Here is a 26,326-nt window from a genome sequence, read left to right as displayed (position 1 = left end):
AAATCCTTTCAGGCGGAACCCGGCGCCTTCAGCCGTGCGGCGCGTTTTTCCAGGAAGGCGCGCAGCCGCTCTTCCGCCTCCGGACTGGTGGCGGTGAAGGAGGCGATGAAGGATTCGACGAAAAGTCCGTCTTCCTTCGCCATGTCCTGAATGCGAGGCAGGGCGTTGATGACGGCGTAGTTGGAGATTTCCGCATTGCTGGCAGCCGCTTCGGCAAGCTCGTGCGCTTTCCTGCGCGCCTCGCCCTTCTCGACCACGTATTGCGCGAGGTTCCAGCGCTCGGCTTCCTCTGCGGAAGCGACGCGGCCGGTCAGCATCATGTCCGTCATGCGGGCGACGCCCATCAATCGTGCTGCGCGCACCGAACCGCCGCCACCGACGAAGATGCCGCGCTGGCCTTCCGGCAGGGCGAAGAAGGCGGATTTGTCGGCAACGCGGATATGCGTGGAAGCCGCAAGTTCCAGGCCGCCGCCGACCACCGCGCCATGCAGGGCGGAAACCCACGGGATCGTGCCATGCTCGATGCCGGCGAACACGGCATGCCAGCGACGCGAGCCATGAACACCCTGGATCGGCGTCTTCTTGACGTGTTCCGCGAGATCGAGACCGGCGCAGAAATGGTCGCCATGGCCGAAGAGCACGACGGCTTTCGCTTCGCTTTCCGCGCGCGCCACCGCCTCGGCGATCATCTCGACGAACCGGTCGCTGATGGCATTGCGCTTTTCCGGCCGGTTGAGGCCGATATGGGCGACATTGCCCCTGAGCTCATAGGTGACGAAGCTGGTTGCCGTCTGATCGGCCATTTTCTGTATTCTCCTCCGAGAGAGCGGGCGCCGAAAAGTGCGAGCGGTTTTCGGCTTGAGTCCCGCTCCAGTGCTCCGGCGGACGCTCCCATCGCCCGCTTCGAGTTTTTGATCGTTTACATGGAGATTGTTTCTTTGTAAACAAATTTTGGGAATTAAGGAGCGCTGACATCTGGGAGGAGAGTCATGACCGGAAAACCTGTACGCGATGTTAAGCTGTGGTCGCCGGTGGTCGGCTGGGAAGAGCGGCCGAACGGCGAGTTCCTGGTCTGGCGGGAGGATCCGCTCGGTCCCTATCCCGGCAAGATCAACGAGCGGCTGGTCCATTGGGCCAAAGTTGCGCCGGACCGCACCTGGATGGCGGACCGCGAGGGAACGGGCGAATGGAGCAAGATGAGCTATGCCGAAGCGCTCGACAAGGTGCGTCGCATCGGTCAGTTCCTGCTCGACCTCAAGCTCTCGGCGGAAAACCCGCTCGTCATTCTCTCCGAAAACTCGATCGAACACGCGCTGATGGCCCTCGGCGCCCAGCACGTCGGTATTCCCTCAGCTGCGATCGCCCCGGCTTATGCGACCATCTCCTCCGATTTTGCCAAGCTGCACGATATCGCCAGGCAGATCACCCCCGGCCTGATCTTCGCCGACGATGCGAGCGCCTTCCGCAAGGCCGTCGATACGGCCTTCGGCGCCGACATTCCTTTCGCTGCCACCCGAAATCTGCCGGAAGACCGGCCGAACACCTATCTCTTCGAGGACATTCTGAAGACCGGGGCGACGGAAGCGGTCGACAAGGCGTTCGATGCGGTCGGGCCGGACACCGTCGCAAAATTCCTCTTCACCTCGGGTACGACAGGTTCGCCCAAGGCTGTCATCCAGACGCAGCGCATGCTCTGCTCCAACCAGGAAATGGTGGCCGACTGCTATTCCTATTTCCGCGACGAGCCGCCGATCCTGGTCGATTGGGCGCCTTGGAACCATACGGCGAGCGGCAACAAATGCTTCAATATCGCGATCTATAACGGCGGCACCTATTATATCGACCGTGGCAAACCGTCCCCGGCGCTGATCGGCCAGACGATCGCCAATCTCAGGGAAATCGCGCCCACCTGGTATTTCAATGTGCCGGCCGGTTTTGAAATGCTCATCCAGGCCATGCGCGACGACGAGGCGCTGCGGAAGAACTTTTTCAAGGACCTGAAGCTGCTGATGTATGCCGGCGCCGGCATGGCGCAGCATACCTGGGATGCGCTGCTTGAGCTTTCGGAGATGACCATCGGCGAACGGGTGCCGCTCGGAACCGGCATCGGCTCCACAGAGACCGCGCCGTTCGCGCTCTTCTGCACCGATCCCCAGGAAAAACCCGGCAATATCGGCGTGCCCGCCCAGGGCGTCACGATGAAACTGGTCCCGATCGACGAGAAATACGAACTGCGTCTCAAGGGCCCGAACGTCACGCCCGGCTACTGGCGCAACGAGAAGCTGACGAAGCAGGCCTTCGATGAAGAGGGATTCTACCGGATCGGCGATGCGGTGAAATTCGCGGTGCCGGGCGATCCGCGAAAGGGCTTCTATTTCGATGGCCGTACGGCGGAGAATTTCAAGCTGCAGACCGGCACCTGGGTGGCGGTGGGCGTGCTGCGCGCTCAGCTCGTCAACCAGTTCGGTGGCCTGATTCGCGATGCGGTCATCACCGGCGAGAACCGCGCCGAGCTCGGCGCGCTTGCCGTGCCCTTCATGCCGGCGCTGCGGGAGCTGCTTGGCGGCGGCGAAGGCTTTTCGGACAAGGACGTAATCGCCCATCCGAAGGTGAAGGCCGCGATTGCGGAGCGGCTGAAGGAGCATCAGAAACAGGCGAGCGGTTCCGCAACCCGCGTCATGCGCATGATGCTGATGACGGAACCGCTGCGTTTCGAAAAGGGTGAAGTGACGGACAAGGGCTCGATCAACCAGCGCGCCGTGCTCGCCCAGCGCGGCGATCTGGTCGAGGCGCTTTATACGGATGCGCCGGGCGTCATCCGCGTAGGCAAGGAGTTGGCGGCATGAAGATCGCGGGAAGCAGTGCATTTGTCACCGGAGGTGGATCGGGGCTCGGCAAGGCGACCGCCCGCCTGCTCGCGAAGCTCGGCGCCGCCGTTCACATCTTCGACCGGAATGGCGAAGCGGCGGAAAAGGTGGCCGCAGAGATCGGCGGGGTGGCGCTTTCGGGCGACGTGACCAGCGAGGAGGACGCGGCGAAGGCGCTGGATGTCGCGGCAAAGGCCGGCGACGGATTGCGCATCCTCGTGAATTGCGCCGGCATCGGCACGGCGGGCCGCATTCTGAGCCGCGAAGGCCCCATGCCGCTTTCCGATTTCGAAAAGACCATCCGCATCAACCTGATCGGCACGTTCAACATGATGCGGCTGGCTGCCGAACGCATGGCTCAGGCCCCCGAGCGGGATGACAAGGCGCGTGGCGTGATCGTCAACACCGCCTCCGTCGCGGCCTTCGAAGGCCAGATCGGCCAGGCAGCCTATTCCGCCTCCAAGGGGGGCATCGTTTCGCTCGGTCTGCCGGCAGCGCGCGAATTCTCCCGTTTCGGTATCCGGGTCAACACGATTGCGCCTGGGCTTTTCCTGACGCCCTTGCTCAAGGGGTTGCCGCAGGAGGCGCAGGACAGCCTTGCCGTTGCCATTCCCTATCCGGCGCGGCTCGGCGATCCGGCGGAATTCGCCGATGCGGTGCGCTTCCTGATCGAGAACCAGTATGTCAACGGCGAGGTGATCCGGCTCGACGGGGCACTGCGCATGCAGCCGCGGTAGGCCCATGTCTTTTGCGGATCAGGCGAACCGGACATTGGAAATCCTGGCTCTGACGCCGGGCTGGCATCGGCTGCGCGATCTGCGGCAGGATTGCGACGACGAGACGGTTGCCGCGATCGTCGAGGAGGCCGCGAACTTTGCCGAGGGCGTGCTGGCGCCGCTGAATGCTGCCGGCGATCGAATTGGCGCACAGGTCGTAAACGGGCGTGTGAAGACGCCGGACGGTTTCGCGGATGCTTTCCTTCAATATGCTCAGGCCGGCTGGCTTGGCATGGACGTACCGGAGGAATTCGGCGGGCAGGGCGTGCCGCTGACGCTGCATGCGGCCTGCGCGCCGCTGTTCGAGCGCGGCTGCGTGGCGTTGATGATGGCGGCGGGCTCCACCCGCGCCGCCGCACACCTACTTGCCGAAGCTGCTGACGACGCGCTCGCTGCCGAATGGGTGCCGAAACTGGCCGCCGGCGAATGGGCGGCAACCATCTGCATTTCCGAACCGGAAGCCGGCTCGGATGTCGGACGCCTGCGGACGAAGGCGGAGCAGCGCGACGGCGAATGGTTCGTCACCGGCCAGAAGATATGGATTTCCTTCGGCGATCACGACATGGCGGAGCGCATCGGCCATTGCCTGCTCGCCCGAACCGGCGATGAGCCGGGCACGCGCGGCATCAGCCTCTTCCTGGTGCCGAACCTCATCGAGGGCAGGCCGAACGGCGTTGCGGTCGATCGCATCGAAGAGAAGATGGGCCTGCACGGTTCGCCCACCTGCGCCATGCGCTTCGAGGATGCGAAGGGCGTAATGCTCGGCAAGGAAGGGCGCGGCCTGCCGCAGCTCTTCGCCATGATCGAACTGATGCGCCTTCTCACCGGCTGCCAGGGGCTCGGCATCGCCTCCGCCGCAGCCGATATCGCCGAGGATTATGCGAAAGAACGCCGCCAGGGCGGAAGGCCGGACCGGCCACCGGTACCGATCGCGAGCCACCCGGACGTGCGGCGGCAGCTTCACGAAATCCGCAGCTCCACCGAAATCCTGCGCGCCGCCATCGTGGAGCTCGCGACCGTGATGGACCTTGCCAGGATCGAGGAAGACGCGGGCCTCGACGATTTCACCGGCTGGATGCTGCCGCTCGTCAAGAGCTTCGGCGCCGAGACGGGGTTCAGTGCAGCCAACGCGGCGATCCAGGTGCTGGGCGGCGTCGGTTATACGAAGGACTGGCCGCTCGAACAGTATCTGCGCGACGCCCGCATCATGACGATCTACGAAGGCACGACGGGCATGCAGGCGCTGGATTTCCTCACCCGCCGGCTTTGGCGCGACGAGGGCAGGGGACTGGCTGCCTTCCTCGAGAAGGCGCGCGACGAGATCGACGCCTATATGGCCGAGCATCCGGAAGCATCCGAGGCGGTGCTCGATATTCTCGATGACTTCGAGGCCCTCAGCGAAACAATGACGGCGATGCAGGACGATCCGGATGCCGCGCTTTACTGCGCCGACGCCTATATGCGCGCCGCCTGGACTGCCGTTTCCGCCTGGATGGCGCTGCGCATCTCCGAGACGAAGGCCGTGGACGAGCTCGCGGCGCGGTTTGCCTACCATAGTGCGCGCTGCGGCTGACCGTTCGTGATTCGAGAAAAGAGAGCGGATCGTTCCGCACGTTCCCGCTCACCTTCGGAGTTGGTAATTTTATCGAGAAATCGAGGTCGGAGAGGAGGCGGTCATGACAAGGAGACAGCTGCGCAGCAATTTCGAACCGGGCACGTCGCGCTGGGCGGTGCGCCGGGCGCAATGGCGGGCGCTCGGCCTCACCGACGAGGACATGGAAAAACCGAAGATCGCGATCGTCAACACCTCTTCGGAGCTTTCCATCTGCTTCAGCCATCTCGACCAGGTCTCCGCCCGCGTCAAGGAGGCGGTGCGCGCGGCGGGCGGCATTCCTTTTGAAATCCGCACCATCGCGCCGAGCGATTTCATCATCAGCGCCGGCCGAGCCGCCACCTATATCCTGCCGAGCCGCGATCTCATCACCAACGATATCGAGGTGGCGGTCGAGGGCGCGCAGCTCGACGGCATGATCTGTCTTGCTTCTTGCGACAAGACCACGCCCGGCCAGCTGATGGCGGCCGCCCGCATCGACTTGCCGACGCTGGTCGTGCTCTGTGGCTACCAGGCGAGCGGCCGATACCGCAACCATCACATGGATATCGAGGAAGTCTTCCTGCATGCCGGCCATCATGCCGCCGGCAAGCTCGGCTTCGAAGAGCTGAAGGAGATGAGCGAGAATGCCATCAAGAGCCCCGGCGTCTGTTCCGGCATGGGCACGGCCAATTCCATGCATTCGGTCTGCGAGGCGCTCGGCATGGCGTTGCCGGGTGGTGCGCCGGTGCGCGCCATGAGCGACAAGATGATGGATTATGTCGACCGGGCGGGAAAACGCATCGTCGACATGGTCTGGGAAGACCTCCGTCCACGGCAGATTCTGTCGCCGGGAGCCTTCCGCAACGCCGCGGCCACAGTGCTTGCCGTCTCCGGATCGATCAATACGATCAAGCATTTGCAGGCGATCGCCGTCGAAGCCGGCCTCGATGTCGATGTCTACGGGATGTTCGAGGAGCTGAGCGGGGAGGTTCCGATCCTCGCCGCCGTCCGTCCGATCGGAGCGAACTCGATCGAGGAATTCGAGGATGCCGGCGGTGCGCGCGGCATCATGAAGCGGCTGGAGCCGGTTATCGATGCGTCGGCCTTCACGGTTACGGGACGGACCTGGGCCGAGGAGCTGAGGGATGTCGAGATCGCCGATCCGGACGTCATCCGCCCGCTCGATCGGCCGTTTGCGACGAAGCCCGGCATCGTCCTCCTGCGCGGCTCGCTGGCACCGGACGGAGCCATTGCCAAGGTTGGACTGCGCGGCCCTGGCCGGCCGATGAGCTTCGACGGCCCAGCGCGCGTCTTCGACAATTCGCCTTCGGCGGAGGCGGCGCTCAAGGAAGGCCTGGTGAAGCCCGGCGAGGTGCTGGTGCTGCGGGGGATGGGCGTCAAGGGCGGTCCCGGCATGGGCGGCGCCTCGCGCCTCGTCTTCGCTCTGGATGGTTCGGGCCTCGGCCCCGACGTTGCGGTGGTGACGGATGGGCAATTGAGCGGTCTCGTCAATGTCGGGCTCGTCATCGGCGAGGTGAAGCCGGAAGCCTTCACCGGCGGACCACTCGGCCTCGTGAAGGACGGCGACCGCATCACCATCGATATCGACAGCCGCTCGATAGAGCTGCACGTGCCGGAGACGGAGCTTGCCGAAAGGCGCAAGGCTTTCGTGCAGAAGCCGCTCTCGGCCGAGAAGGGCTGGCTCAGTCTCTATGGCAGCACCGTCACGCCGCTGGAGAAGGGGGCAACGCTGATCGCGAAATAGGTGTGGGTGACACAACGCTGCGGGAGTTGCGGAAACGCTGAAAATATGCGCCTGATGCCGGGTCCCATTTTTTCTCGAAACGAGAAAGACAGTGAACATACTTCTCGATATCGGCGCATTCCTGGCGACCGCCCGTGCCGGCAGTTTTTCCGCCGCCGGCCGTGATTTGGGGGTTGCGACCTCCGTCATCACCAAGCGCGTCAAGCGGCTGGAAGAACATCTCAACACGCAGCTTTTCGTGCGCACCACGCGGCGGCTGGCGTTGACGGTGGATGGCGAGCAGCTGCGGCCACGCCTGCAGCTCCTGGTCGGCGAGATCGAGGACACTCTGGCCAGGCCCAGCACCCACGAACTGGGTCTGACGGGTTCGCTGCGCATCAAGGCGCCCACGACGCTGGCCTCCATGTTCTTCGGCGATGTCTGCGCGGCCTTCCAGGCAGAGAATCCGCGGGTCAAGATCGAGCTCGTGCTGATCGACCGCTCGGTCAACCCGCTGGAAGAGGGCTTCGACGTGGCTGTGGGTGCGCTGCCGCAATCCTATGCCTACGTGATCGACCACCCGCTTTGTCCCTATCCCCGCCTGCTTTGCGCGGCGCCGAGCTATCTGGAAAGCCGTAGGCGGCCGAAGACCCCGACCGAACTCGTCGGCCACGAATGCATCACCTTCCACACGGTCGGCACCACCTGGACCTTCCAGATGGAGACGAGTGCGCTGAACGTGGAGATCACCTCGAACTTCACGGCCAATGACAGCCGCATTTTGCTCGCGGCCGCGCGGCAGGGCCTGGGGCTTGCTATCCTGCCGCGCTTCCTGGCGCAGTCGGATCTCGACAGCGGTGCATTAGAGGAGGTGATGCCGGAATTTCCGGTCGAGCCGCTTTGGGTGAAGGCTTCCGTGCCCCGCATCAAGATGAACAAGAACGTGGTGGCGGAATTCATATCCTACGTGCAGAAGCGCTTTGCCGAAGGCATTCCGGACCAGGTCATTCCCGCGTTCTGAGGCGGAAAAGCACCGCGATGCCGCCTCCAGCTTTCTCGAAATACGAAAGCTGATCGCATCACTCGCCAGGTTTTTGGAGCGGCCGCTTAGGATATTCTCCCGGAGAGCGCCAATGGCGCGGCATTTCGAGGGAGGAGTTCATGGCGGAAACGCTGAGCAGGGAAACGCGGATCGTGCGGCGCGAGAAAGATGCGCCGTTCCGAAAGCTGAGGGCGGATATCTGCGTCGTCGGCGCCGGCATTGCGGGCATTTCCGCGGCACTCGAAGCGGCACGCCTCGGCAAGAAGGTCGTGATCGTCGATGGCCAGGCGGCGCTTGGCGGACAGGCGGTCAACTCGATCATCGCCACCTTCTGCGGCCTGTTTTCCAACGGCACGCACGGCTACCAGTTCACCTATGGCGTGGCCGACAGGCTGCTCGCCCATCTCGAAGCTCAGGACCGGTCGATCTACTACCGCCATGGGCCGAACACGACGGTCGTCTATTACGACGAAGTGGTCCTCGGCCGCTGGATGGAGCAAAGCGTGCTGGAGGCCGGCATCGAGGTTGTGCTCGGCGCCCAGATCTTCGATGTGCAGGTGGAGGGCCGGCGCATCGTCCGGACGGATTTCATGACCCGCTACGGCGGCGTCTCGATCGAGGCGACCGGCTGGGTCGAGGCGAGCGGCGATGCGGCGCTCGTCTGGCAGGCCGGTTTCGCCTGCCGCCAGCCGGAAAAGGGCGGCGTCTTCGGCACCCAGATGGTGGTGCTGGAAAACATCGACGAGGCGAAGCAGCCCACCCGCTACGAGATCGCCGACCGCATGAAGGAAAAGGCCGCGAGCTACGGCCTGCTGCGCCGCGAGGGCCTCGGCTTCACCATTCCGGGCCGCGGCATCGCCGCCATGAACATGACCCATGTGGAAACGCCGCTCGATCCCGTCGAGGCCTCGAAGAAGGCGCTGGAGGGCAAGGATCAGGCGGCGCGCGCCGTGCAGTTCCTGAAGGACGAGTTCCCGGAATGCTTCGGCAATGCCCGCATCCGTTCCTTCGGCCTGCCGGGCATTCGCCAGACCCGCTGGATCGCCGGCAGCCACCACCTGACGGTCGACGAGATCAGGGCCGGCACCAGGTTCGACGACGCGGTCGCCCGCACCGCCTGGCCGATCGAGCTGCACGACCATGGCGACGGCCACCACTGGATCACCTTCGACGAGGAACATGCCCATTACATCCCGCTCGGCAGCCTGACACCGGACGAATGCGACAACGTCGCTGCCGCCGGCCGTTGCATCGATGCGGATTCGGCTGCTCTTTCCAGCGTCCGCGTCATGGGTCCCTGCATCGCCATGGGCATGGCGGCCGCCAATGCGCTCGATCTTGCCGGCACCGGCAGCGTGCACCAGATCGACCTTGCTGCGTTGCGCGAGCGGGTTTCCGACAACGTCGAAAAGAAGCATTATCGCTGGACGGATGAAGAGATGCGCGCCGCATCGTGAGGAGGAAGCGATGAAGCTGACAGATTATGAAAAGGCCATGTATGACGGTGAGTACGGCCGCGCCAAGGCGCGTGCCATGGACCTGCTCGTGCGGTATGGCGAGGCGCTCGGCGCCGAACGGCTGGTCGAGACCAACAATGTCGCGGGCGCCTTCAACGCCTCGACGCCCTCGGTGCAGCCGATCGCCCAGAAGGGCATGGAACATGTCTATTCCGAGCTGAACCTCGACAGCGACGAGGTGGTGGAAGTGCCGCATATGGTGGCGCATACCTGCCAGCTCATCACCGGCATCGACAACGACAACTGGGAACTGCAGGGCGTCGACAAGTCGCTGGTCGACATGCAGCGGGAGAACGAAAAGTTCCTCGGCCGCCGCGGCGTCAACATGTTCGCCACCTGCACGCCCTATCAGGTGGGCAACGTGCCCGTGAAGGGCGAGCATTGCGCCTGGATGGAATCGTCCGCCGTCATCTATTGCAATTCCGTGCTCGGCGCCCGCACGAATGTCGAAGGCAAGGAAAGCACGGGAGCTGCGGCGCTGACCGGTCGCATCCCCTATTGGGGCTTCCACATCACCGAGAACCGCCGCGGTACCCATCTGGTCGAACTCGATATCGAGGTCGACGACATGATGGATTGGGGTCTGCTCGGCTATTACATCGGCGAAGTGATCGGCGAGGACATTCCGGTCATCAAGGGCAGAAGCCACCAGCCGGATCTCGTCAAGCTCAAGCATTTCGGCGCGGCTGCCGCGTCCTCAGGTGGCGTCGAGATGTACCATATTCCCGGCATCACGCCGGAAGCCGATACGATCGAGGAAGCCTTCGGTGGCCGCAAGATCAAGGGCACCTTCCGCTACGGTGCGGCCGAGCGGCGCGAGGCTTATGAGAAGCTGCAAAGCTCGACCGAAAAGAAGGTCGATTTCATCATGCTCGGCTGTCCGCATAATTCGATCGATCAGGTGGCGCTGATCGCCCACCTGCTGGAAGACAAGAAGATCCATCCGGACGTGCAGCTCTGGGTGCATACGCCGCGCGCCATCAAGCAGGTCGCAGAGCGCAACGGTTATCTCGACGCCATCAAGGATGCCGGTGGCGTCGTGATGAGCGATACCTGTCCCGCCATTTCGAGGCGCCTGCCGCAGGGAACGCGCGTCATCGCCACCGATTCCGCCAAACAGGCGCATTACCTGCCGGCAATCACCGGCGTGCAGGGTTGGTTCGGCTCGGTGCGCGATTGCGTCGATGCCGCGCTGACCGGAACATGGAGCGGGAGGGCCTGATGGATATCGCGACCGAAATGAAACCGGAAACCGTCGTGCTCAAGGGCCGCAAGGTGGTGGCCGGCCGTGCCGAAGGCGAGGCGCTGGTAACGACCGAGACGATCTCCGGCTGGGGCGGCATCAACGAGCGCACCGGCACCGTCATCGAGCGCCGGCACGAGATGCGCGGCGTCTCCTTCGCGGGAAAAATCCTCGTCTTTCCTGGTGCCAAGGGTTCGTCCGGCTGGTCCGCCTATTTCCACATGACGCGATTGAACGGCGTCCAGCCGCAGGCAATGATCTTTACACGGATGACGACCAAGATCGCGCTCGGTGCCGTCGTCACCCGCGTTCCGGCGATCACCGAGCTGGATCAGGATCCCCTGTCGGTGATTGAAACCGGCGACTGGGTCGTGGTCGATGCCGATGCCGGCACGGTGACCGTGACCAAGAAGAAACCCGCCTGACCTCATTTCCAAGCGCCGCTGGCTGCGGCGTCTCTGGCATAGTCGGCAAAATCCTTCGGCGGACGGCCGAGCGCGCGCTCCACCCCGTCGGTCAGGTATTCGTTGCGGCCGTCGAGCACGACGGTGAAGAGCTCCACCAGCAACTCGGCAAGATCCTCCGGAACCTCGGCCGCCCTCAATTCCTCCACGAAAGCCTCGTTCGGGATCGTGTGGAATTTGACTTGCCTGCCGCTGGCACGGCCGATTTCCCCGATTGCTTCGGCAAAGGTGAGAAGACGAGGGCCGGTCACTTCGTAAAGCTGACCGATATGGCGCGGGTTGGTGAGCGCCGCGGCGACGACGTCGGCGATGTCGTCCGCATCGATGAAAGGCTCGCGTACGCGGCTCACGGGCAGCGCCATCTCGCCTTCGAGGATCATCGGTGCGAACTGGCCTTCGTCGAAATTCTGATTGAACCAGCTCGCCCGGACGATCGTCCAGTCGGCGCCGGAGGCGATCAGTCGTCTCTCGCTCTCCTGCGCTTCCGGTTCGCCGCGGCCGGAGAGCAGAACCAGCCGCCTGACGCCGAGCGAGACTGCGAGTTTGGCGAGCGCTTCGATATCGTCCGGCGCACCTTTTACCGCAAGGTCCGGATAGTAGGTGATGTAGGCGGCCGATGCGCCTTGAAGCGCCGCAGCCCAGGTCCCGCGGTCGGTCCAATCGAAGCCGGTGGAGCGCGAGACAAAGAGGATTTCCTTGCCCTTTGCCTGCAGGCGTTCGGCAACGCGCGAGCCGGTCTTGCCCTTGCCGCCGATGATGAGGATTGGCTGTTCCATGTTTCATCTCCTTTAAACGCGAGGTTTCCTCATGTTTTAATGTGGTAGATCCTCGTGTTGAATCTGTCAACAAAAAATGCGAACATTTCTCGTGTTAAGAATTCAAGACGTGGAAAGACAATGGAAATTTCTGCATCGACACCCCGTCGGCCGCAGCAGAAGCGCAGCCGCGAGCGGGTGGAGCGTATTCTCGCGGCGGCAAAGGAACTGATTGCCCGGGGCGGCAGCGACGCGATGAAGATGGGCGAGCTCGCGGAGAAGGCAGAGGTGCCGATCGGCTCCCTTTACCAGTTCTTCCCCGACAAGGGGTCGGTGGTGCGCACCCTTGCCGAGCGTTACAACGAGGAAGGGCGCGCCTGCATCCGCGAGGCGATCGAGCCGGTGCGCAGCGAGGCGACGTTCTCCGAAGCTTTTCGGGGGTTGATCGATACCTATTATGGTCTGTTTCTGGCCGAACCTGTCATGCGCGACATCTGGTCGGGCACCCAGGCGGACAAGGCGCTGCAGGATGTCGATCTCGCCGACGCCAGGGAGAATGGCGCGATCGTCGCAGCGGCCCTCCGGCACATCCACCCGCAGGCGGATCCCGAAGAGCTCTTCAACCGCGCCATGCTCGTCATGTATCTCGGTACGTCGACCATGCGGCTGGCGATCTCCGTCGGCCGTAAGCAGGGGGACGCCATGGTGGAGACCTATAAGCGCATGGCTCTCGGCGAACTGCTGAAGGCGGACTGAGTGGCCGTCCTCGACGGGTGCTCCCGTAGCCGATTGCAATATGCCGTGACGACACGGCATGCCTTTCGGGGACGCATCGGAAAGCGCCTTGATCCCGCCCCGAATGTCGGCGAAGCAGAAGAAAATAATCGAAGGAAAATATCCCATGCAGCAGGCTCTGGTACTCGAGAAAAAAGGCGTTCTCTCGTTGCGGGAGATCGATCTCCCCACGCAGGTCGGCCCTGGCGATGTGAAGATCGAAATCGACACCGTGGGCGTTTGCGGCAGCGACGTGCATTATTACACCCATGGCGCGATCGGTCCTTATGTGCTGCGCGAGCCCATGGTGCTGGGCCATGAGGCGGCGGGGACCGTGGTCCAGGTGGGTGCTGACGTAAAGGGCCTGAAAGTCGGTGACCGCGTCTGCATGGAGCCCGGCGTGCCGAACCTCTCGTCGCGGGCCTCCAAGCTCGGGCTCTACAATGTCGATCCGGATGTCCGCTTCTGGGCGACGCCGCCGATCCACGGCGTGCTGACGCCCTATGTCGTCCATCCGGCCGCCTTCACCTATAGGCTGCCGGACAATGTCTCCTTTGCCGAAGGGGCGATGGTCGAGCCGTTTGCGATCGGCATGCAGGCTGCGACCCGCGCCCGCATTCAGCCAGGCGATGTCGGTGCGGTGATCGGCGCAGGTCCGATCGGCATCATGGTGGCGCTGGCGGCACTCGCCGGCGGCTGCGCCCGCGTCTTCATCTCGGACCTGAGCGCCGACAAGCTGAAGATCGCCGGCCAGTATCCGGGCATCATCCCGGTCGATGTCACCGAGCGGCCCTTTGCGGAGGTGATCGCCGAGAAAACCGGGGGCTGGGGCGCGGATGTCGTCTTCGAGGCGAGCGGCAGCTCCAGGGCCTTCAAGGGCATGTTCGACCTCGTGCGGCCGGGCGGCGCTTTCGTGCTGGTCGGCCTGCCCGTCGAGCCGGTCGAGTTCGATGTCGCGGGTGCGATCTCCAAGGAAGTGCGCATCGAGACGGTCTTCCGCTACGCCAATATCTTCGATCGGGCGCTGGAGCTGATCGCTTCGGGAAAGGTCGACCTGAAGCCGCTGATCACCGGCACGTTCGGTTTCAGGGATTCGATCAAGGCCTTCGAACGGGCCGCAGCCGGACATGCCTCGGACGTCAAGCTGCAGATCAAGGTTAAGGAATAACGGTCAGGCGGCGCGGACGACGCGGCTCGAAAGCGAAGACGGCTTGTGGAGCGGCACGCGGCGGAGCATTTCCAGCGCGAAGAGGCGGGCGTTCTGCCGGGCCTTGTCGAGATTGCTGATGCGGTTCTCGTCCATCGTGTAGAGCGTGCCGCCGAGATCGAAAATGTCGCGGAAGGCAGCGCGTTCGATGATGGGCGTGTTGAGCACGTCGACATTGCGCTCGGCAAGCAGCATCTTGACCGTCAGAAGGGCACGCGTCGTGACCATCGAGTTGACGCGGGTCAGCACGACCGAATGGGGCACGTGCAGGTTCGCCTTCTCTGCGAGATAGCGCAGCAGTTCCAGCACGTTCGCACCGCCTTGCGCGTCCATGGCGCAGCCCTGGATAGGGATCAGCACATGGTCGGAAAGACCGATCGCCTTGGCAAGCAGCGGGCTCTGGGCGCCCGGCAGGTCGAGCACGAAATAATCGGTCTTGTGCCGGTTTTCGGAAATGTGGCGCTCGATCGAAGCGTGAGTCACATAGGAGATGACATTGAGCCTGTCGTTCGGCGGCGAGAGCTGGTGCCAGCGGGAAATCCAGTATTGCGGATCGGCATCCAGGATGGTGACGCGATAGCCTTGCTCAACGAGTTCGGTTGCGAGGAGGAGCACGGCGGTGGTCTTGCCTGCTCCGCCCTTGGTGTTGGCGAAGGTAATGACTGGCATCTTGAATTCCTGTTCGGCTGCGAGCGGAAATCGCTCTCTCACAGCACCCTCATGATGCGCTGCGTCATTCTTGCCAAACATGGTTAACGGGGTGTGAAGATCGTATCCGCAGATTTTACCGGCGACGGTCTGCGGCGAGGATTTCCCGGGCGATGTGATCGAGCGGCACGACCTTGTCGACCCCTCCATGGGCGATCGCTTCCTTCGGCATGCCGAAGACGACCGATGTCGTCTCGTCCTGCGCGATCGTGTAGGCACCCGCCTGATGCATCTCGTTCATGCCGCGCGCTCCGTCGTCGCCCATGCCGGTCATGATGACGCCCATCGCGTTGGCGCCGGCCGATCGCGCAGCCGAACGGAACAGCACGTCGACCGAGGGGCGATGCCGGCTGACGAGCGGCCCGCTGCGGATCGACACTTCGTAGCGCGCGCCGCGCCGTTCGAGCAGCATGTGCCGGTCGCCGGGGGCGATCAGCACGTGACCGCGCAGCACGGGGTCGCCGTCAGCGGCTTCCTTGACTTCGACCTCGCAGAGCCCGTTGAGCCGTTTGGCAAAGGCGGCTGTGAATCTTTCCGGCATATGCTGGACGATGACCATGCCCGGCGAATTGGCGGGCAACGCTTCGAGAAGCTCTCGAAGTGCCTCCGTGCCGCCGGTGGAAGCGCCGACGCAGACGACCATTTCCGTCGTCTTCGCCATGGCGCCGATCTTCGGCGGCGGCAGCACGGCGTCGGCGGTCAGCTTGGCCGTCGTGCTTCCTTCCGCCATGCGGGATCTGCGCAACTTGGCGACGCGCGCCCGGGCAGCACCCTTCACGACGGTGCGGATGCGGTCGGCGGATTCGGCGAGATGATCGGCCGCGCCGATCTTCGGCTTCAGGATGATGTCGACGGCGCCCGCCTCCAGCGCCTGCATCAGCGTTTCCGATCCGCTCTCGGTCAGCGAAGAGCACATCACGACGGGGATCGGATGCTGCGCCATCAGCTTGCGCAGGAAGGTGATGCCGTCCATCTGCGGCATCTCCACGTCGAGGGTGATGACATCAGGCACCTCGTCGCGGATTTTCCGCGCCGCCATGAAGGGATCGCTCGCCGCGCCCATCACCTCGATGTCGGGATCCGCCGACAGGATCGCCGTCAGTGTCTGCCGGACGCTTGCGGAGTCATCGATGATCAGAACACGGATCTTGTCGCCCATGACGCCTCATATCCGCTTGAAGATGGTGTTCGCGACCTGACGGATCGGCAGGTTGAAGCCCGCGACCGTCTCGGAATGGCCGATGAAGAGATAGCCGCCGGGAAGCAGGCAGTCGCAAAGCCGGCTCAGCACATGCTGCTGCGTCGCCTTGTCGAAATAGATCAGCACGTTGCGGCAGAAGATGATGTGCATCCGGTCGCCGATCGGGTAGGAGGCATCCATCAGGTTGAGGCGGGCGAAACCCACATGCGACCTCAGCTTCGGTGTGATGCGCATTTCCTGACGTCCCTTGTCGACCGGCCGCAGGACATATTTCCGCATCATCTCCGCCGGCACCGGCTCCAGGAGTTCCGGGGAATAGATGCCCCGCTGCGCCTTCTGAAGCACGTCGGTGGAAAGGTCGGTGGCAAGGACGAAGAAGTCCCGTTCCGGCGTGGTGGAGGCCAGGAATTCCGAGAGCACCATGGCCATGGTATAGGGCTCTGCGCCGGTGGAGCAGGCGGAGCTCCAGGTGCGGATGCGCCGCTCGCCGTAGCGCTTGACGATGTCCGGCAGCGCATGTTGCATCATGTAATCGAAATGCTTCGGCTCGCGGAAGAAGTCCGTCTTGTTGGTGGTGACGGCATCGATGAGATGGATGGCTTCCGCTTCGATGCCGCCATGCTTGAAGAGATAGTCGCAATAGCTGTCGAAGGTCGGAAGGCCGGTTGCCCGAAGACGCCGGCGCAGGCGCCCTTCGAGCATCGTCACCTTGGTGATCGGCATCTTGATGCCGCTATAGTCGTAGATGTATTTCGCAAGGAGATCGAAGCTCTTCTTGCTCAGCCGGTCATCCAGCGGCTGACTTCTGGCTGCTGCATTCACCCGTCATTCCCCCGGAATTATTACGCTACTGCTGCTTGCGGGCTCATTTCGGTCAGGGCCGTGCCCGAATCCGAGAAGAGCCGGGCGAGGTCGACGATGACCACGAATCCGCCGTTCCGCCGCACGACGCCGGCGATATAGTCAGACCGCCAGCGTATGCCGATGTCCGGGGCCGTTTCGATCTGGTCGCCGCGGAAGGGGACCACTTCATAGACCCTGTCGGCGACGAGCCCCAGCACCAGCACCCGGTCGGCGACCGGCACGTCCAGCACCAGGATGCGCGTATGCGGCGTCTTGACGGTGCGGCTCAGGCCCAGCCGCAGCCTCAGATCGATCACCGGCACGCCCTGGCCGCGGACGTCCCGCAGTCCCAGCAGATAATCCGGGCCGTGCGGAATCTTGAAGGGCTCCTCATGGTCCAGGATTTCGCGGACGACCTCCACGGGAACGGCGAAGATTTCCTCACCGAGACTGAAGGTGACGAACTGGGATTCGGAGGATGTGGTCGCCATTATGCGCTCTCCTTGAAGTTTTGGTCGTCGGGGTCCGGTCCGCCCATGGACATGTCGAGTGCGAAGCCCTTGGCGCGGGCCTGCTGGGCTGCGACGGACTGGTCGGTTGCCGGGCGTGCGGTTGCGGACGCTTTCTGAGCCGGCCTGGCGGCAGGCTTCGCCGCCGGTGCCGGCTTTGCGGCTGTCTGCTGCTGGCGTGCCTTGGCCGAAGCCTGATCGACCCTGAAGAAGGCGATGGAGGCCTGCAGTTCCTCGGCCTGTGCGGCAAGCTCTTCGGATGTCGCCGACATCTCCTCCGAGGCGCCGGCATTCTGCTGCGTCACCTTGTCGAGCTGCTGGATCGCCTCGTTGATCTGCGCCGCACCGATATCCTGCTCACGGCAGGCGGCGGAGATCTCCGAAACCAGTTCGGCGGTCTTCTGGATGTCCGGCACCAGCCGGTTCAGCATCTCGCCGGCCTCGGTTGCGACCTGGACGGTCTCGCCGGAAAGGGCGCTGATCTCGGCTGCAGCCGCCTGCGAACGTTCGGCAAGCTTGCGCACCTCGGAGGCGACGACGGCAAAGCCCTTGCCGTGCTCGCCGGCACGGGCTGCCTCGACGGCGGCGTTGAGGGCGAGGAGGTCGGTCTGGCGGGCGATCTCCTGGACGATGGAGATCTTCTCGGCGATGGTGCGCATGGCGGTGACGGCGCGGCCGACGGCCTGGCCGGAGGTTTCCGCGTCCTTGGAGGACTGGCGGGCGATCTTCTCGGTCTGGGCTGCGTTGTCGGCGTTCTGCTTGATGTTGGCGGCCATCTGCTCCATGGAGGCGGAGGCTTCCTCGGCGGAGGAGGCCTGCTCGGTGGCGCCCTGCGAAAGCTGTTCGGAGCTTGCCGAAAGCTCCTGGCTGCCGGATGAGACGTTGTTGGATGCGGAAAGCGCATCGGCGACGACACCGCGCAGGCGCTCCACCATGCTTTCCAGCGCCAGCCCCAGCGTATCCTTGTCCGACAGCGGCTTCGGCGAAACCATCAGGTCGCCATTGGCGATCTGGTCGGCGACATCCGAGGTGGCACGCAGGTTCGAGACCATGTTGCGCATCGAAATGCCGAGCGTGTCTTTCGCCGACAGAGGCTGGGGATCGACCGAAAGATCGCCGTTGGCGATCCGGTCGGCGATGCCCGCGGTGTTGCGCAGGTTGGCCGTCATCCGGTTGACCGTCTCCACCAGATCCTTGATCTCGTCATTCGTCTTGACTTCGACGGACTGATCGAGGTCGCCGATCGCAACCGCGTTGGCGGCCGTGGCGATTTTCGCCAGCCCCCTGTTGATCGTGAGCGCCATCCAGACGGCGGCGGCGAAGCCGATCAGCAGCGATCCGGCCGCAAGCCCGATCATCATCATGAAGGCGGATTCGAAGAGCCTGTCTGCAATCCCGTCGGATTCCTTGATGCTCGCTTCGGTGAGCGAGCCGATATCGGCAACCAGCGCATCGAGCTTGTCCGACGCGATTGCCCCTTCCGTCTGGTTGACTTCGATGGCGGCCATCGTCTGCCCGGATGCCGCCAGCGACAGGACGCGATCGCTGATGGTGACGTAGCCGCTCCAGAAGTCACGAACGGCTTCCCATTTCGGCTTGAAGGCATCCGGGGCATGCCGCAATCCCTCGGAGAGCGTTCGCTCGAAACCCTGCCGTTCCTCGGCAACGAGAGCGCGGGCCTTGGCGGCGCGCTCGGCATTGGTCGCCAGGAGGAGATCGCCTTCCGCAAGGCCGAGACCGTCGAAATGCGCCGCGAGATCGTTGGCGAGATCGTCCTGATGGATCGGTCCTTCGATCATTTCGTTGCGCAGATCGTTCATGTGCTGCAGGCTCGAAATGCCGAAATAGGCCGAGGTCGCACTGCACAGGATAAGAATACCGAAGGCTGCCGAAAGCTTCGTCTTGATCGTCAGACGCATGTGATTCCCTTTCTTCCGCTTTGACTGCGTGTCCGTTCAGAGAATTCGTGGTTTGCCGGCTACCCGTGGGCAGCCGGCATAGGGATCAGGCGCTTGCGCGGAAATTCTCGTCGTCGGAGTCCGGTCCGCCCATGGACATGTCGAGAGCGAAGCCCTTGGCGCGGGCTTGCTGGGCTGCGACGGAATGATCCTGCTTGTGGCTCTGCGGCACAGAACGCTGGGCGGGTTTCGCCGAGGGCTTTGTCGCGATCGGAGCCGCTGCCGCCGCATGTTTCGCCGTCTTGGCGGTTCCGGCCTGATCGACCCTGAAGAAGGCGATGGAGGCCTGCAGTTCTTCGGCCTGCGCGGCAAGCTCTTCGGATGTCGCCGACATCTCCTCCGAGGCGCCGGCATTCTGCTGCGTCACCTTGTCGAGCTGCTGGATCGCCTCGTTGATCTGCGCCGCACCGATATCCTGCTCGCGGCAGGCGGCGGAGATTTCAGAAACCAGTTCGGCGGTCTTCTGGATGTCCGGCACCAGCCGGTTCAGCATCTCGCCGGCCTCGGTCGCGACTTGCACCGTCTCGCCGGAAAGGGCGCTGATCTCGGCTGCCGCCGCCTGCGAACGTTCGGCAAGCTTGCGCACTTCGGAGGCGACGACGGCAAAGCCCTTGCCGTGCTCGCCGGCACGGGCTGCCTCGACGGCGGCGTTGAGGGCGAGGAGGTCCGTCTGGCGGGCGATCTCCTGGACGATGGAGATCTTCTCGGCGATGGTGCGCATGGCGGTGACGGCGCGGCCGACGGCCTGGCCGGAGGTTTCCGCGTCCTTCGACGACTGGCGGGCGATCTTCTCGGTCTGGGCTGCGTTGTCGGCGTTCTGTTTGATGTTGGCGGCCATCTGCTCCATGGAGGCGGAGGCTTCTTCGGCGGAGGAGGCCTGCTCGGTGGCACCCTGCGAAAGCTGTTCGGAGCTTGCCGAAAGCTCCTGGCTGCCGGACGAGACGTTGTTGGATGCGGAAAGTGCATCGGCGACGACACCGCGCAGGCGCTCCACCATGCTTTCCAGCGCCAGCCCCAGCGTATCCTTGTCCGACAGCGGCTTCGGCGAAACCATCAGGTCGCCATTGGCGATCTGGTCGGCAATCGTAGCCGTGTTCCGGAGATTGCCGGTCATCCGGTTCATGGCGTTGACGAGATCGCGGATTTCGTCATTGCTCGGATGCTGGACGTCCTGGTTGAGATCGCCGATGCTGACGGCGTCCGCGAGGCCGACGGCGCGCTTCAATCCGCGGGAGATGTTGAGCAGGATCCAGACGGCACAGGCAAAGGATGCGACGATCAGGATACCGGTCATGGTGACCAGCATGTTGCGCGACTGCAGATATTGTTCGTTCGTCGAGGCGTCCGTTTCGGCGACGTTACCCGTCACCGTATCGTTCAGTTTTTCCAGCACGGTCAGGAGCTGCACCGTGACCTCTTGGCCTTCGCCCATGGAGATCATGCCCGCCTGGTTGTTGGATTCAAGCGTGTTCTGCCGGGCGAGTTCCGCGACGCGGTCCTGCAGAGCGATCCACTTGGCGGAAAGATCGGTGAATTCGGACATATAGTTCCGGATTTCCGGATCGTCGGAGCGGCTCAGGTTCTCGTGCAGCTTCCTGATCAGGTCGCGCTGCTGCGAAATCTCGGCGACGTAACCGGCGATCTTCTGCGGATCGGTATTGATGATGGCGTCTTTTTCCGAGCGGATGGAGCGCAGGACGGCATCCGACAGATCACCGGAATCGCGCAGGTTGGCGACCGGACCGGACACCATGACGGTGATATCGCTGTTGAGCGACGACAGATTGTAGATTGACAGACCGGCCATGGCCAACGTCAGGGCGACGATGAAGCTGAAAACCAGTCCGAGCTTCAATTTGATAGTGAGGCGCATCGGATTTCCTCTGGATTGCGATCGAAATCAGGTCGGACCACCGCAAAGCGGCGGTCCAGCAATAGAGAAGACCGATACATTCACCCTTCTGCCATTATCCGGTTTCCCGGATGGTTGCCCGTCTGCATGCGGGCAGCGATTCCCGGGCCTTTCATGTGGCCCGGGATTGTTTTTCTTTTGTCACGCGCTTGCGCGGAAATTCTCGTCGTCGGAGTCCGGCCCGCCCATGGACATGTCGAGAGCGAAGCCCTTGGCGCGGGCCTGCTGGGCTGCGACGGAATGATCCTGCTTGTGGCTCTGCGACACAGAGCGCTGGGCGGGTTTCGCCGAGGGCTTTGCCGCAATCGGAGCCGCTGCCGCCGCATGTTTCGCCGTCTTGGCGGTTCCAGCCTGATCGACCCTGAAGAAGGCGATGGAGGCCTGCAGTTCCTCGGCCTGTGCGGCAAGCTCTTCGGATGTCGCCGACATCTCCTCCGAGGCGCCGGCATTCTGCTGCGTCACCTTGTCGAGCTGCTGGATCGCCTCGTTGATCTGCGCCGCACCGATATCCTGCTCACGGCAGGCGGCGGAGATCTCCGAAACCAGTTCGGCGGTCTTCTGGATGTCCGGCACCAGCCGGTTCAGCATCTCGCCGGCCTCGGTTGCGACCTGGACGGTCTCGCCGGAAAGGGCGCTGATCTCGGCTGCAGCCGCCTGCGAACGTTCGGCAAGCTTGCGCACCTCGGAGGCGACGACGGCAAAGCCCTTGCCGTGCTCGCCGGCACGGGCTGCCTCGACGGCGGCGTTGAGGGCGAGGAGGTCGGTCTGGCGGGCGATCTCCTGGACGATGGAGATCTTCTCGGCGATGGTGCGCATGGCGGTGACGGCGCGGCCGACGGCCTGGCCGGAGGTCTCCGCGTCCTTGGAGGACTGGCGGGCGATCTTCTCGGTCTGGGCTGCGTTGTCGGCGTTCTGCTTGATGTTGGCGGCCATCTGCTCCATGGAGGCGGAGGCTTCCTCGGCGGAGGAGGCCTGCTCGGTGGCGCCCTGCGAAAGCTGTTCGGAGCTTGCCGAAAGCTCCTGGCTGCCGGACGAGACGTTGTCAGAGGCGGCCAGCGCATCCCCGACGACGCCGCGCAGGCGTTCGATCATGGTGTTGACGTAGCCGAGCAGTTCACCGATCTCGTCTTTGGTGGTGATCGTCGCAAAGCGCGTCAGATCGCCGTCGGAAACGTTCTGCACGGCGGCCACGGCGTTGCGCAGGCCCTTGTTGATCGAGAACGCGATCCAGATGGCGGCCAGAACGGCGATCACGAGGGCGAGGCCGGCGACCGAGATCATGATCGTACGGGTTTGGACATAGTCCAGGTCGGCCTGGTCGTCGGCCTGAGCGAGCCGCGTTTCCTCCAGGTTCACGACCTCCGTCAGAAGCGCGTCGATCTCGTTGGTGACGGTGCGCGCCTCATTGGTCGAAACTTGCTGTGCGCCGGCCGTGTTGCCGGCCAGCATGAGTGCGCGGATACGATCGTCCTGCTTGCGGAATTCCGTGGTGAAGCCTTCGAGCTTCGCCCAGTTCGCCTTGCCCTGCTCGGTCGCCAGCGCCAGGACCGACTTGAAGGTCTCGTCGAAATGCCGGCGCGCATCGTCGGACGAGGAGATGTAGCCCTGCATTTCGCTGGGGCTCGTCGCCATCAGAAGGTTTTTCTGCTGCCGGATCTGCTGCAACTGGGTGACGTTCAGCATCTGCGCGAGCTTGAGGCGTTCTGCCGGACCGGTGATGACGTCTTCCAGTGCCGTGTTGAGGTTGCTGAGGCTGAAAATGCCGTAAGCTGCCGTGGCGAGCAGCATCAGGATGATGAAGCCGAATGCCGAGGCCAGTTTCAATTTGATCGTTGCGCGCATCTCTGAATCCCTCGCTGAAAATCGCTAAGCGTGATTGCTCACGGCTGCGGAGTGATCGTGCTGAGCAGAAAAAATGACTTGAAGATTGGGTATGATGATGAATTCGGTTCCCCGCTTGACCAGGCAGTCGATGAAGTCCGGACGCCAGCGCATGCCGACGCTCGGCGGCGGTTCGCCGGCGGCGCGCAAGAGGGTGGTCACTTCGTGCACCTTGTCGGTCCGGATGCCGGCAAGCACCGGCTCTCCGTCGATATCGATTTCGATGACGATGATGCGGCTGTCGATCGTCGGCTTCGTTGCTTCCATGCCGAACGCAAGGCGGATATCGGCGAGCGGGATGACCTTGCCGCGGAAGTTGATGACGCTGCCGACGAAGGCTTTGGCGCCGGGCACGATCGTCTCCGGCAGGAGATCGAGGATTTCCTGCACGGTGACGGCCTCGAGCGCGAACATCTCGCCGGCGATGTCGAATGTCAGGACTTCCAGCTCGTCGCGGCCGTCCCAGAGGTCTTCGGAAATCTTTCTGACTGCTTCGTTCATCCCGCCGCCCGCAGATGCGCCTCCTGCTGTTGTCCTTCCGCCACCAGATGGCCGACATCAAGGATCAGTGCCACGTCGCCGTCGCCGAGAATGGTCGCACCGGAGAAGGTCGCGACGTCATGATGCAGCTTCGACATGGCCTTGATGACCGTCTGGTGGTCTCCGATGATCTGGTCTACCACCAAGCCCACGCGTTCCGAACCGGTCGAGATGACGACCACCTTCTGGAACGGGTCCGGCTTGGTGCCGGTGCGGAAGAGATCGCGGAGCCTCAGGAAAGGTACGAGGCTGTCTCGCAGCGAGATGAAGCTGCGGCCGCGCGAGCGCATGTCCTCCTCGATCGAAAGCTCCAGGCACTCTTCGACCGCCGAAAGCGGGATGACGTAGCGGCCGGAACCGACGCGGACGAGCAGGCCGTCGATGATGGCGAGCGTCAGAGGGATCGCCAGCGAAATCTCCGAACCCTTGCCCGGATGGCTCGCGACGTTGATCGTGCCGCGCAGCGCGTCGATCGTCCGCTTGACGACATCCATGCCCACGCCGCGGCCGGAGAGATTGGTGACCTGGCTTGCTGTCGAGAAGCCCGGCTGGAAGATGAGCTGGTAAAGTTCCTGATCGGTGAGGCTGGCATTGGCCGCGATGAGGCCGGAGGCTTCCGCCTTGGCCCGGACGCGCTCCTTGTTGATGCCGCGGCCGTCGTCCTTGATGGTGATGATGACCTCGCCGGCCTGCTGGCGGGCGGAGAGCAGGATACGGCCGGCCTCCGGCTTGCCCGCAGCAAGGCGCTCGTCCGGTGTTTCGAGGCCGTGATCGCAGGAGTTGCGAACCAGATGCACCAGCGGATCGGCGAGGCGCTCGATGACGCTCTTGTCGACTTCCGTGCTTTCGCCTTCGGTCACAAGCTCGATCGTCTTGCCGGTCTCATGGGCGAGATCGTGCACCAGCCGTCGGAAGCGGCTGAACAGATGCGCGACCGGCACCATGCGCAGCACCATCATCGTATCGCGCAGCTCGCCCGAAAGGCGTTCCACGTCCTCCGAAACAGCACGGAGCTGAAGATCGCCGCTGCCGCCGGCGAGCTGGCTGAGCCGCGACTGGGCTATGACGAGTTCGCCGACGCGGTCCATCAGCTCGTCGAGCTTCTCGGCCGGCACGCGGACGTTTTCGGAGGCCTTGTTCTGCTTGGTATCGACCGGAGCGGGAGCAGCCGTAGCGGGAACTGCCGCGCGCGAAGGTTCCACCGCAGCCGCAGCGGCAGGTTTTGGTGCTTCGACCGGTGCTTCGGGTTTGGCGGAGGTCTCGGCCATCGGAGCCGGCGCCATTTCCGTGGTGGTGATGTCGAGCTGCATCTCGTCCATGACGAAGATGAAGACGTCCTCGATCGCCGAGCGCGGCTGAGAAGTCAGAAGCTCCACATCCCAGGAGATGTGGAGATCGGTCGGCACCAGAAGATCGAGCGACGGGATCGCGGAGCGGTCGGCGACGATCCTGCATTCCCCGAGTTCGCGCAGCTCGTCGAGAAGCGGCAGCGGATTGGTCCCGTTCGCCATCGCGTTCTGCGGCAGGCTGAAGCGGATCTTGAAAAGTGTCTGTCCCGGCGCGGCTTTGGCGGCAGGGGTGGCGCCCGGGTTTTTGGCCGCTTCCACGGCGGTCCGGAGATTGGCGAGAAGCGCTTCGCTCATCGCCTCGTGATCGCCCGTCGGCGCCTCGATGAGAGCCCGCATATGGTCCTTGGCTTCGAGGACCGCGGTGACCAGTTCCTGCGTTGCGGGCACCTCGCCCTTGCGGACCCGGTCGAAGGCCGTTTCGCAATGATGGGTAAAGGCGGCGAGGGCATCGAAGCCGAACATCGCGCCCGAACCCTTCAAAGTGTGGAGGCCGCGGAATACCGCGTCGACCTGATCCTTGTCGCCGAGGTTTACGTTGAGATCGAGAAGGCCCGACTCGATCTGCTCGAGAAGCTCGGCCGCTTCCGTTCTGAAAACCGCGATAGGATCGGGAAAGCTCATCTGCCCAGCACCTTCCGGACGATCTTGACCAGGCTTTCCGGGTCGAACGGCTTGGTGAGCCAGCCGGTGGCGCCGGCGGCCTTGGCCTGTTGCTTCAGGTCGTTGTCGGATTCCGTCGTCAGGAAGATCACGGGAACGCCCGTATGGGCAGGCATCTTGCGCAGCTCACGGATCATGGTGAGCCCGTCCATGTTCGGCATGTTGAGATCGGTGACGATCATGTCGAACTGGCCGGCGTTCAGCTTGGCGATGCCGTCCATGCCGTCGACCGCCTCGGTGACCTGATAACCGGCATTGCTCAGCGCAACGCGCGTCGTCAGGCGGATGCTTGCCGAATCGTCGACTGTAAGGATGCTGGCGCTCATTGCATTCCCCCTTGATGAAGCCAGAATTTCGCGTCCTCTTCGGACATGCCTTCGAGAAAACCGCCACGCTGCAGGGTGTCGAGTACCGCGCCGCCGGCGGGCTCTGCGAGCGTTATGTGTTTTCCCGCTGTGCCGGCGTAGATCCGTGTTGCTTCCATGAGCTGGATGAAGCTGATGTCGGCTTGACAATCATCCGCAATTTCGATCGTCGCGGATGTATTTTTGTCGATGAACTGAAGAATTTCCTGCTGGACGGCTGCAATGGAGCGAACAGTCAAGTTCTGCGGCAACTGGAGGAAATCGTCTTTAACATTGGAAGCCGGCATTTTTACCCCAATATAATTCTTGAAAAGCTGAAATAGCTTTGCGAATCTGGACTTGCATCGTTAATGGAACGTTAATCGGCGGCCGCGATTTCTCACGAAATAATAGTCATAGATTGCATTGCGCACCGGC

At 63.4% G+C, this 26,326-nt stretch carries 23 protein-coding genes; 10 read left to right on the top strand and 13 right to left on the bottom strand.

Annotated elements, in window-relative coordinates:
* Window positions 1-8: 8 nt before the first annotated feature.
* Entirely contained in the window at window positions 9-803 is a 795-nt protein-coding gene (locus QTA58_RS07985) for a crotonase/enoyl-CoA hydratase family protein (protein ID WP_085421800.1), read from the bottom strand.
* 186 nt (window positions 804-989) lie between these two features.
* Here QTA58_RS07985 and QTA58_RS07980 point away from each other — a divergent pair, with 186 nt between their 5' ends.
* The 8 genes from QTA58_RS07980 (at window position 990) to QTA58_RS07945 (ending at window position 11,208) form a co-directional block, all read left to right on the top strand.
* Entirely contained in the window at window positions 990-2,846 is a 1,857-nt protein-coding gene (locus tag QTA58_RS07980) for a feruloyl-CoA synthase (protein WP_289672352.1), read from the top strand.
* Window positions 2,843-3,604 carry an SDR family NAD(P)-dependent oxidoreductase gene (locus QTA58_RS07975; RefSeq protein WP_289672351.1) on the top strand — a complete coding sequence of 254 codons (762 nt, stop codon included), beginning with the start codon at window positions 2,843-2,845 and terminating at the stop codon, window positions 3,602-3,604. Before QTA58_RS07980 ends, QTA58_RS07975 begins: the two co-directional genes overlap by 4 nt.
* A 4-nt stretch (window positions 3,605-3,608) precedes the next feature.
* Entirely contained in the window at window positions 3,609-5,216 is a 1,608-nt protein-coding gene (locus QTA58_RS07970) for an acyl-CoA dehydrogenase family protein (protein WP_289672350.1), read from the top strand.
* A gap of 103 nt (window positions 5,217-5,319) precedes the next feature.
* Entirely contained in the window at window positions 5,320-7,002 is a 1,683-nt protein-coding gene (gene ilvD, locus QTA58_RS07965) for a dihydroxy-acid dehydratase (RefSeq protein WP_289672349.1), read from the top strand.
* Between the two features lie 91 nt (window positions 7,003-7,093).
* Entirely contained in the window at window positions 7,094-8,002 is a 909-nt protein-coding gene (locus QTA58_RS07960; RefSeq protein ID WP_085421805.1) for a LysR family transcriptional regulator, read from the top strand.
* A 140-nt stretch (window positions 8,003-8,142) separates the two neighbouring features.
* On the top strand, window positions 8,143-9,480 hold the full coding sequence (locus QTA58_RS07955) for an FAD-dependent oxidoreductase (protein ID WP_289672348.1): 1,338 nt from the start codon (window positions 8,143-8,145) through the stop codon (window positions 9,478-9,480).
* A 10-nt stretch (window positions 9,481-9,490) separates the two neighbouring features.
* Complete coding sequence (locus QTA58_RS07950; protein ID WP_289672346.1) at window positions 9,491-10,762, top strand: aconitase X catalytic domain-containing protein; 1,272 nt, start codon at window positions 9,491-9,493, stop codon at window positions 10,760-10,762.
* Window positions 10,762-11,208 carry a DUF126 domain-containing protein gene (locus tag QTA58_RS07945; RefSeq protein WP_085421808.1) on the top strand — a complete coding sequence of 149 codons (447 nt, stop codon included), beginning with the start codon at window positions 10,762-10,764 and terminating at the stop codon, window positions 11,206-11,208. Before QTA58_RS07950 ends, QTA58_RS07945 begins: the two co-directional genes overlap by 1 nt.
* A 2-nt stretch (window positions 11,209-11,210) precedes the next feature.
* Here QTA58_RS07945 and QTA58_RS07940 read toward each other — a convergent pair whose 3' ends face one another.
* Complete coding sequence (locus QTA58_RS07940) at window positions 11,211-12,023, bottom strand: NAD(P)H-binding protein (protein ID WP_289672344.1); 813 nt, start codon at window positions 12,021-12,023, stop codon at window positions 11,211-11,213.
* Window positions 12,024-12,143: 120 nt separating this feature from the next.
* On the opposite strand from QTA58_RS07940, the gene QTA58_RS07935 reads away from it, so the two are divergent.
* Entirely contained in the window at window positions 12,144-12,758 is a 615-nt protein-coding gene (locus tag QTA58_RS07935) for a TetR/AcrR family transcriptional regulator (RefSeq protein WP_289672343.1), read from the top strand.
* 145 nt (window positions 12,759-12,903) lie between these two features.
* On the top strand, window positions 12,904-13,944 hold the full coding sequence (locus QTA58_RS07930) for an NAD(P)-dependent alcohol dehydrogenase (protein WP_289672341.1): 1,041 nt from the start codon (window positions 12,904-12,906) through the stop codon (window positions 13,942-13,944).
* 3 nt (window positions 13,945-13,947) lie between these two features.
* Here the strand turns inward: QTA58_RS07930 and QTA58_RS07925 are convergent, their stop codons facing one another.
* From QTA58_RS07925 to QTA58_RS07875, 11 genes are all read right to left on the bottom strand, one after another.
* Window positions 13,948-14,652 (bottom strand): ParA family protein, encoded by a 705-nt coding sequence (locus QTA58_RS07925; RefSeq protein WP_085423316.1) that lies wholly within the window; start codon window positions 14,650-14,652, stop codon window positions 13,948-13,950.
* A 115-nt stretch (window positions 14,653-14,767) separates the two neighbouring features.
* On the bottom strand, window positions 14,768-15,850 hold the full coding sequence (locus tag QTA58_RS07920) for a chemotaxis response regulator protein-glutamate methylesterase (protein ID WP_085421811.1): 1,083 nt from the start codon (window positions 15,848-15,850) through the stop codon (window positions 14,768-14,770).
* A gap of 6 nt (window positions 15,851-15,856) precedes the next feature.
* A complete protein-coding gene (locus tag QTA58_RS07915) occupies window positions 15,857-16,714 on the bottom strand; it encodes a protein-glutamate O-methyltransferase CheR (protein ID WP_085421812.1) in 858 nt (285 codons plus the stop codon).
* 20 nt (window positions 16,715-16,734) lie between these two features.
* Window positions 16,735-17,226 carry a chemotaxis protein CheW gene (locus QTA58_RS07910; RefSeq protein ID WP_085421813.1) on the bottom strand — a complete coding sequence of 164 codons (492 nt, stop codon included), beginning with the start codon at window positions 17,224-17,226 and terminating at the stop codon, window positions 16,735-16,737.
* The gene (locus tag QTA58_RS07905; RefSeq protein WP_289672340.1) at window positions 17,226-19,163 is read right to left on the bottom strand and encodes a methyl-accepting chemotaxis protein; all 1,938 of its coding nucleotides are present in this window, start codon (window positions 19,161-19,163) and stop codon (window positions 17,226-17,228) included. Before QTA58_RS07905 ends, QTA58_RS07910 begins: the two co-directional genes overlap by 1 nt.
* A gap of 85 nt (window positions 19,164-19,248) precedes the next feature.
* Complete coding sequence (locus QTA58_RS07900; protein WP_289672339.1) at window positions 19,249-21,075, bottom strand: methyl-accepting chemotaxis protein; 1,827 nt, start codon at window positions 21,073-21,075, stop codon at window positions 19,249-19,251.
* 180 nt (window positions 21,076-21,255) lie between these two features.
* Window positions 21,256-22,956: a methyl-accepting chemotaxis protein gene (locus tag QTA58_RS07895; RefSeq protein ID WP_289672337.1), complete on the bottom strand. Its 1,701-nt coding sequence runs from the start codon at window positions 22,954-22,956 to the stop codon at window positions 21,256-21,258.
* A 24-nt stretch (window positions 22,957-22,980) separates the two neighbouring features.
* Window positions 22,981-23,496: a chemotaxis protein CheW gene (locus QTA58_RS07890; RefSeq protein ID WP_085421817.1), complete on the bottom strand. Its 516-nt coding sequence runs from the start codon at window positions 23,494-23,496 to the stop codon at window positions 22,981-22,983.
* The gene (locus QTA58_RS07885) at window positions 23,493-25,505 is read right to left on the bottom strand and encodes a chemotaxis protein CheA (RefSeq protein ID WP_289672336.1); all 2,013 of its coding nucleotides are present in this window, start codon (window positions 25,503-25,505) and stop codon (window positions 23,493-23,495) included. Before QTA58_RS07885 ends, QTA58_RS07890 begins: the two co-directional genes overlap by 4 nt.
* The gene (locus tag QTA58_RS07880; protein ID WP_085421819.1) at window positions 25,502-25,870 is read right to left on the bottom strand and encodes a response regulator; all 369 of its coding nucleotides are present in this window, start codon (window positions 25,868-25,870) and stop codon (window positions 25,502-25,504) included. The genes QTA58_RS07885 and QTA58_RS07880 overlap by 4 nt, the downstream gene beginning before the upstream one ends.
* On the bottom strand, window positions 25,867-26,196 hold the full coding sequence (locus tag QTA58_RS07875) for a hypothetical protein (RefSeq protein ID WP_289672335.1): 330 nt from the start codon (window positions 26,194-26,196) through the stop codon (window positions 25,867-25,869). Before QTA58_RS07875 ends, QTA58_RS07880 begins: the two co-directional genes overlap by 4 nt.
* Window positions 26,197-26,326 lie beyond the last annotated feature (130 nt).

This window comes from Neorhizobium sp. CSC1952 (assembly GCF_030378245.1).
GTDB classification, from domain to species: Bacteria; Pseudomonadota; Alphaproteobacteria; order Rhizobiales; family Rhizobiaceae; genus Neorhizobium; species Neorhizobium oryzae_A.
Note: the sequence above shows the minus strand (reverse complement) of the source record. Positions and strands in the feature narration are given on the sequence as shown.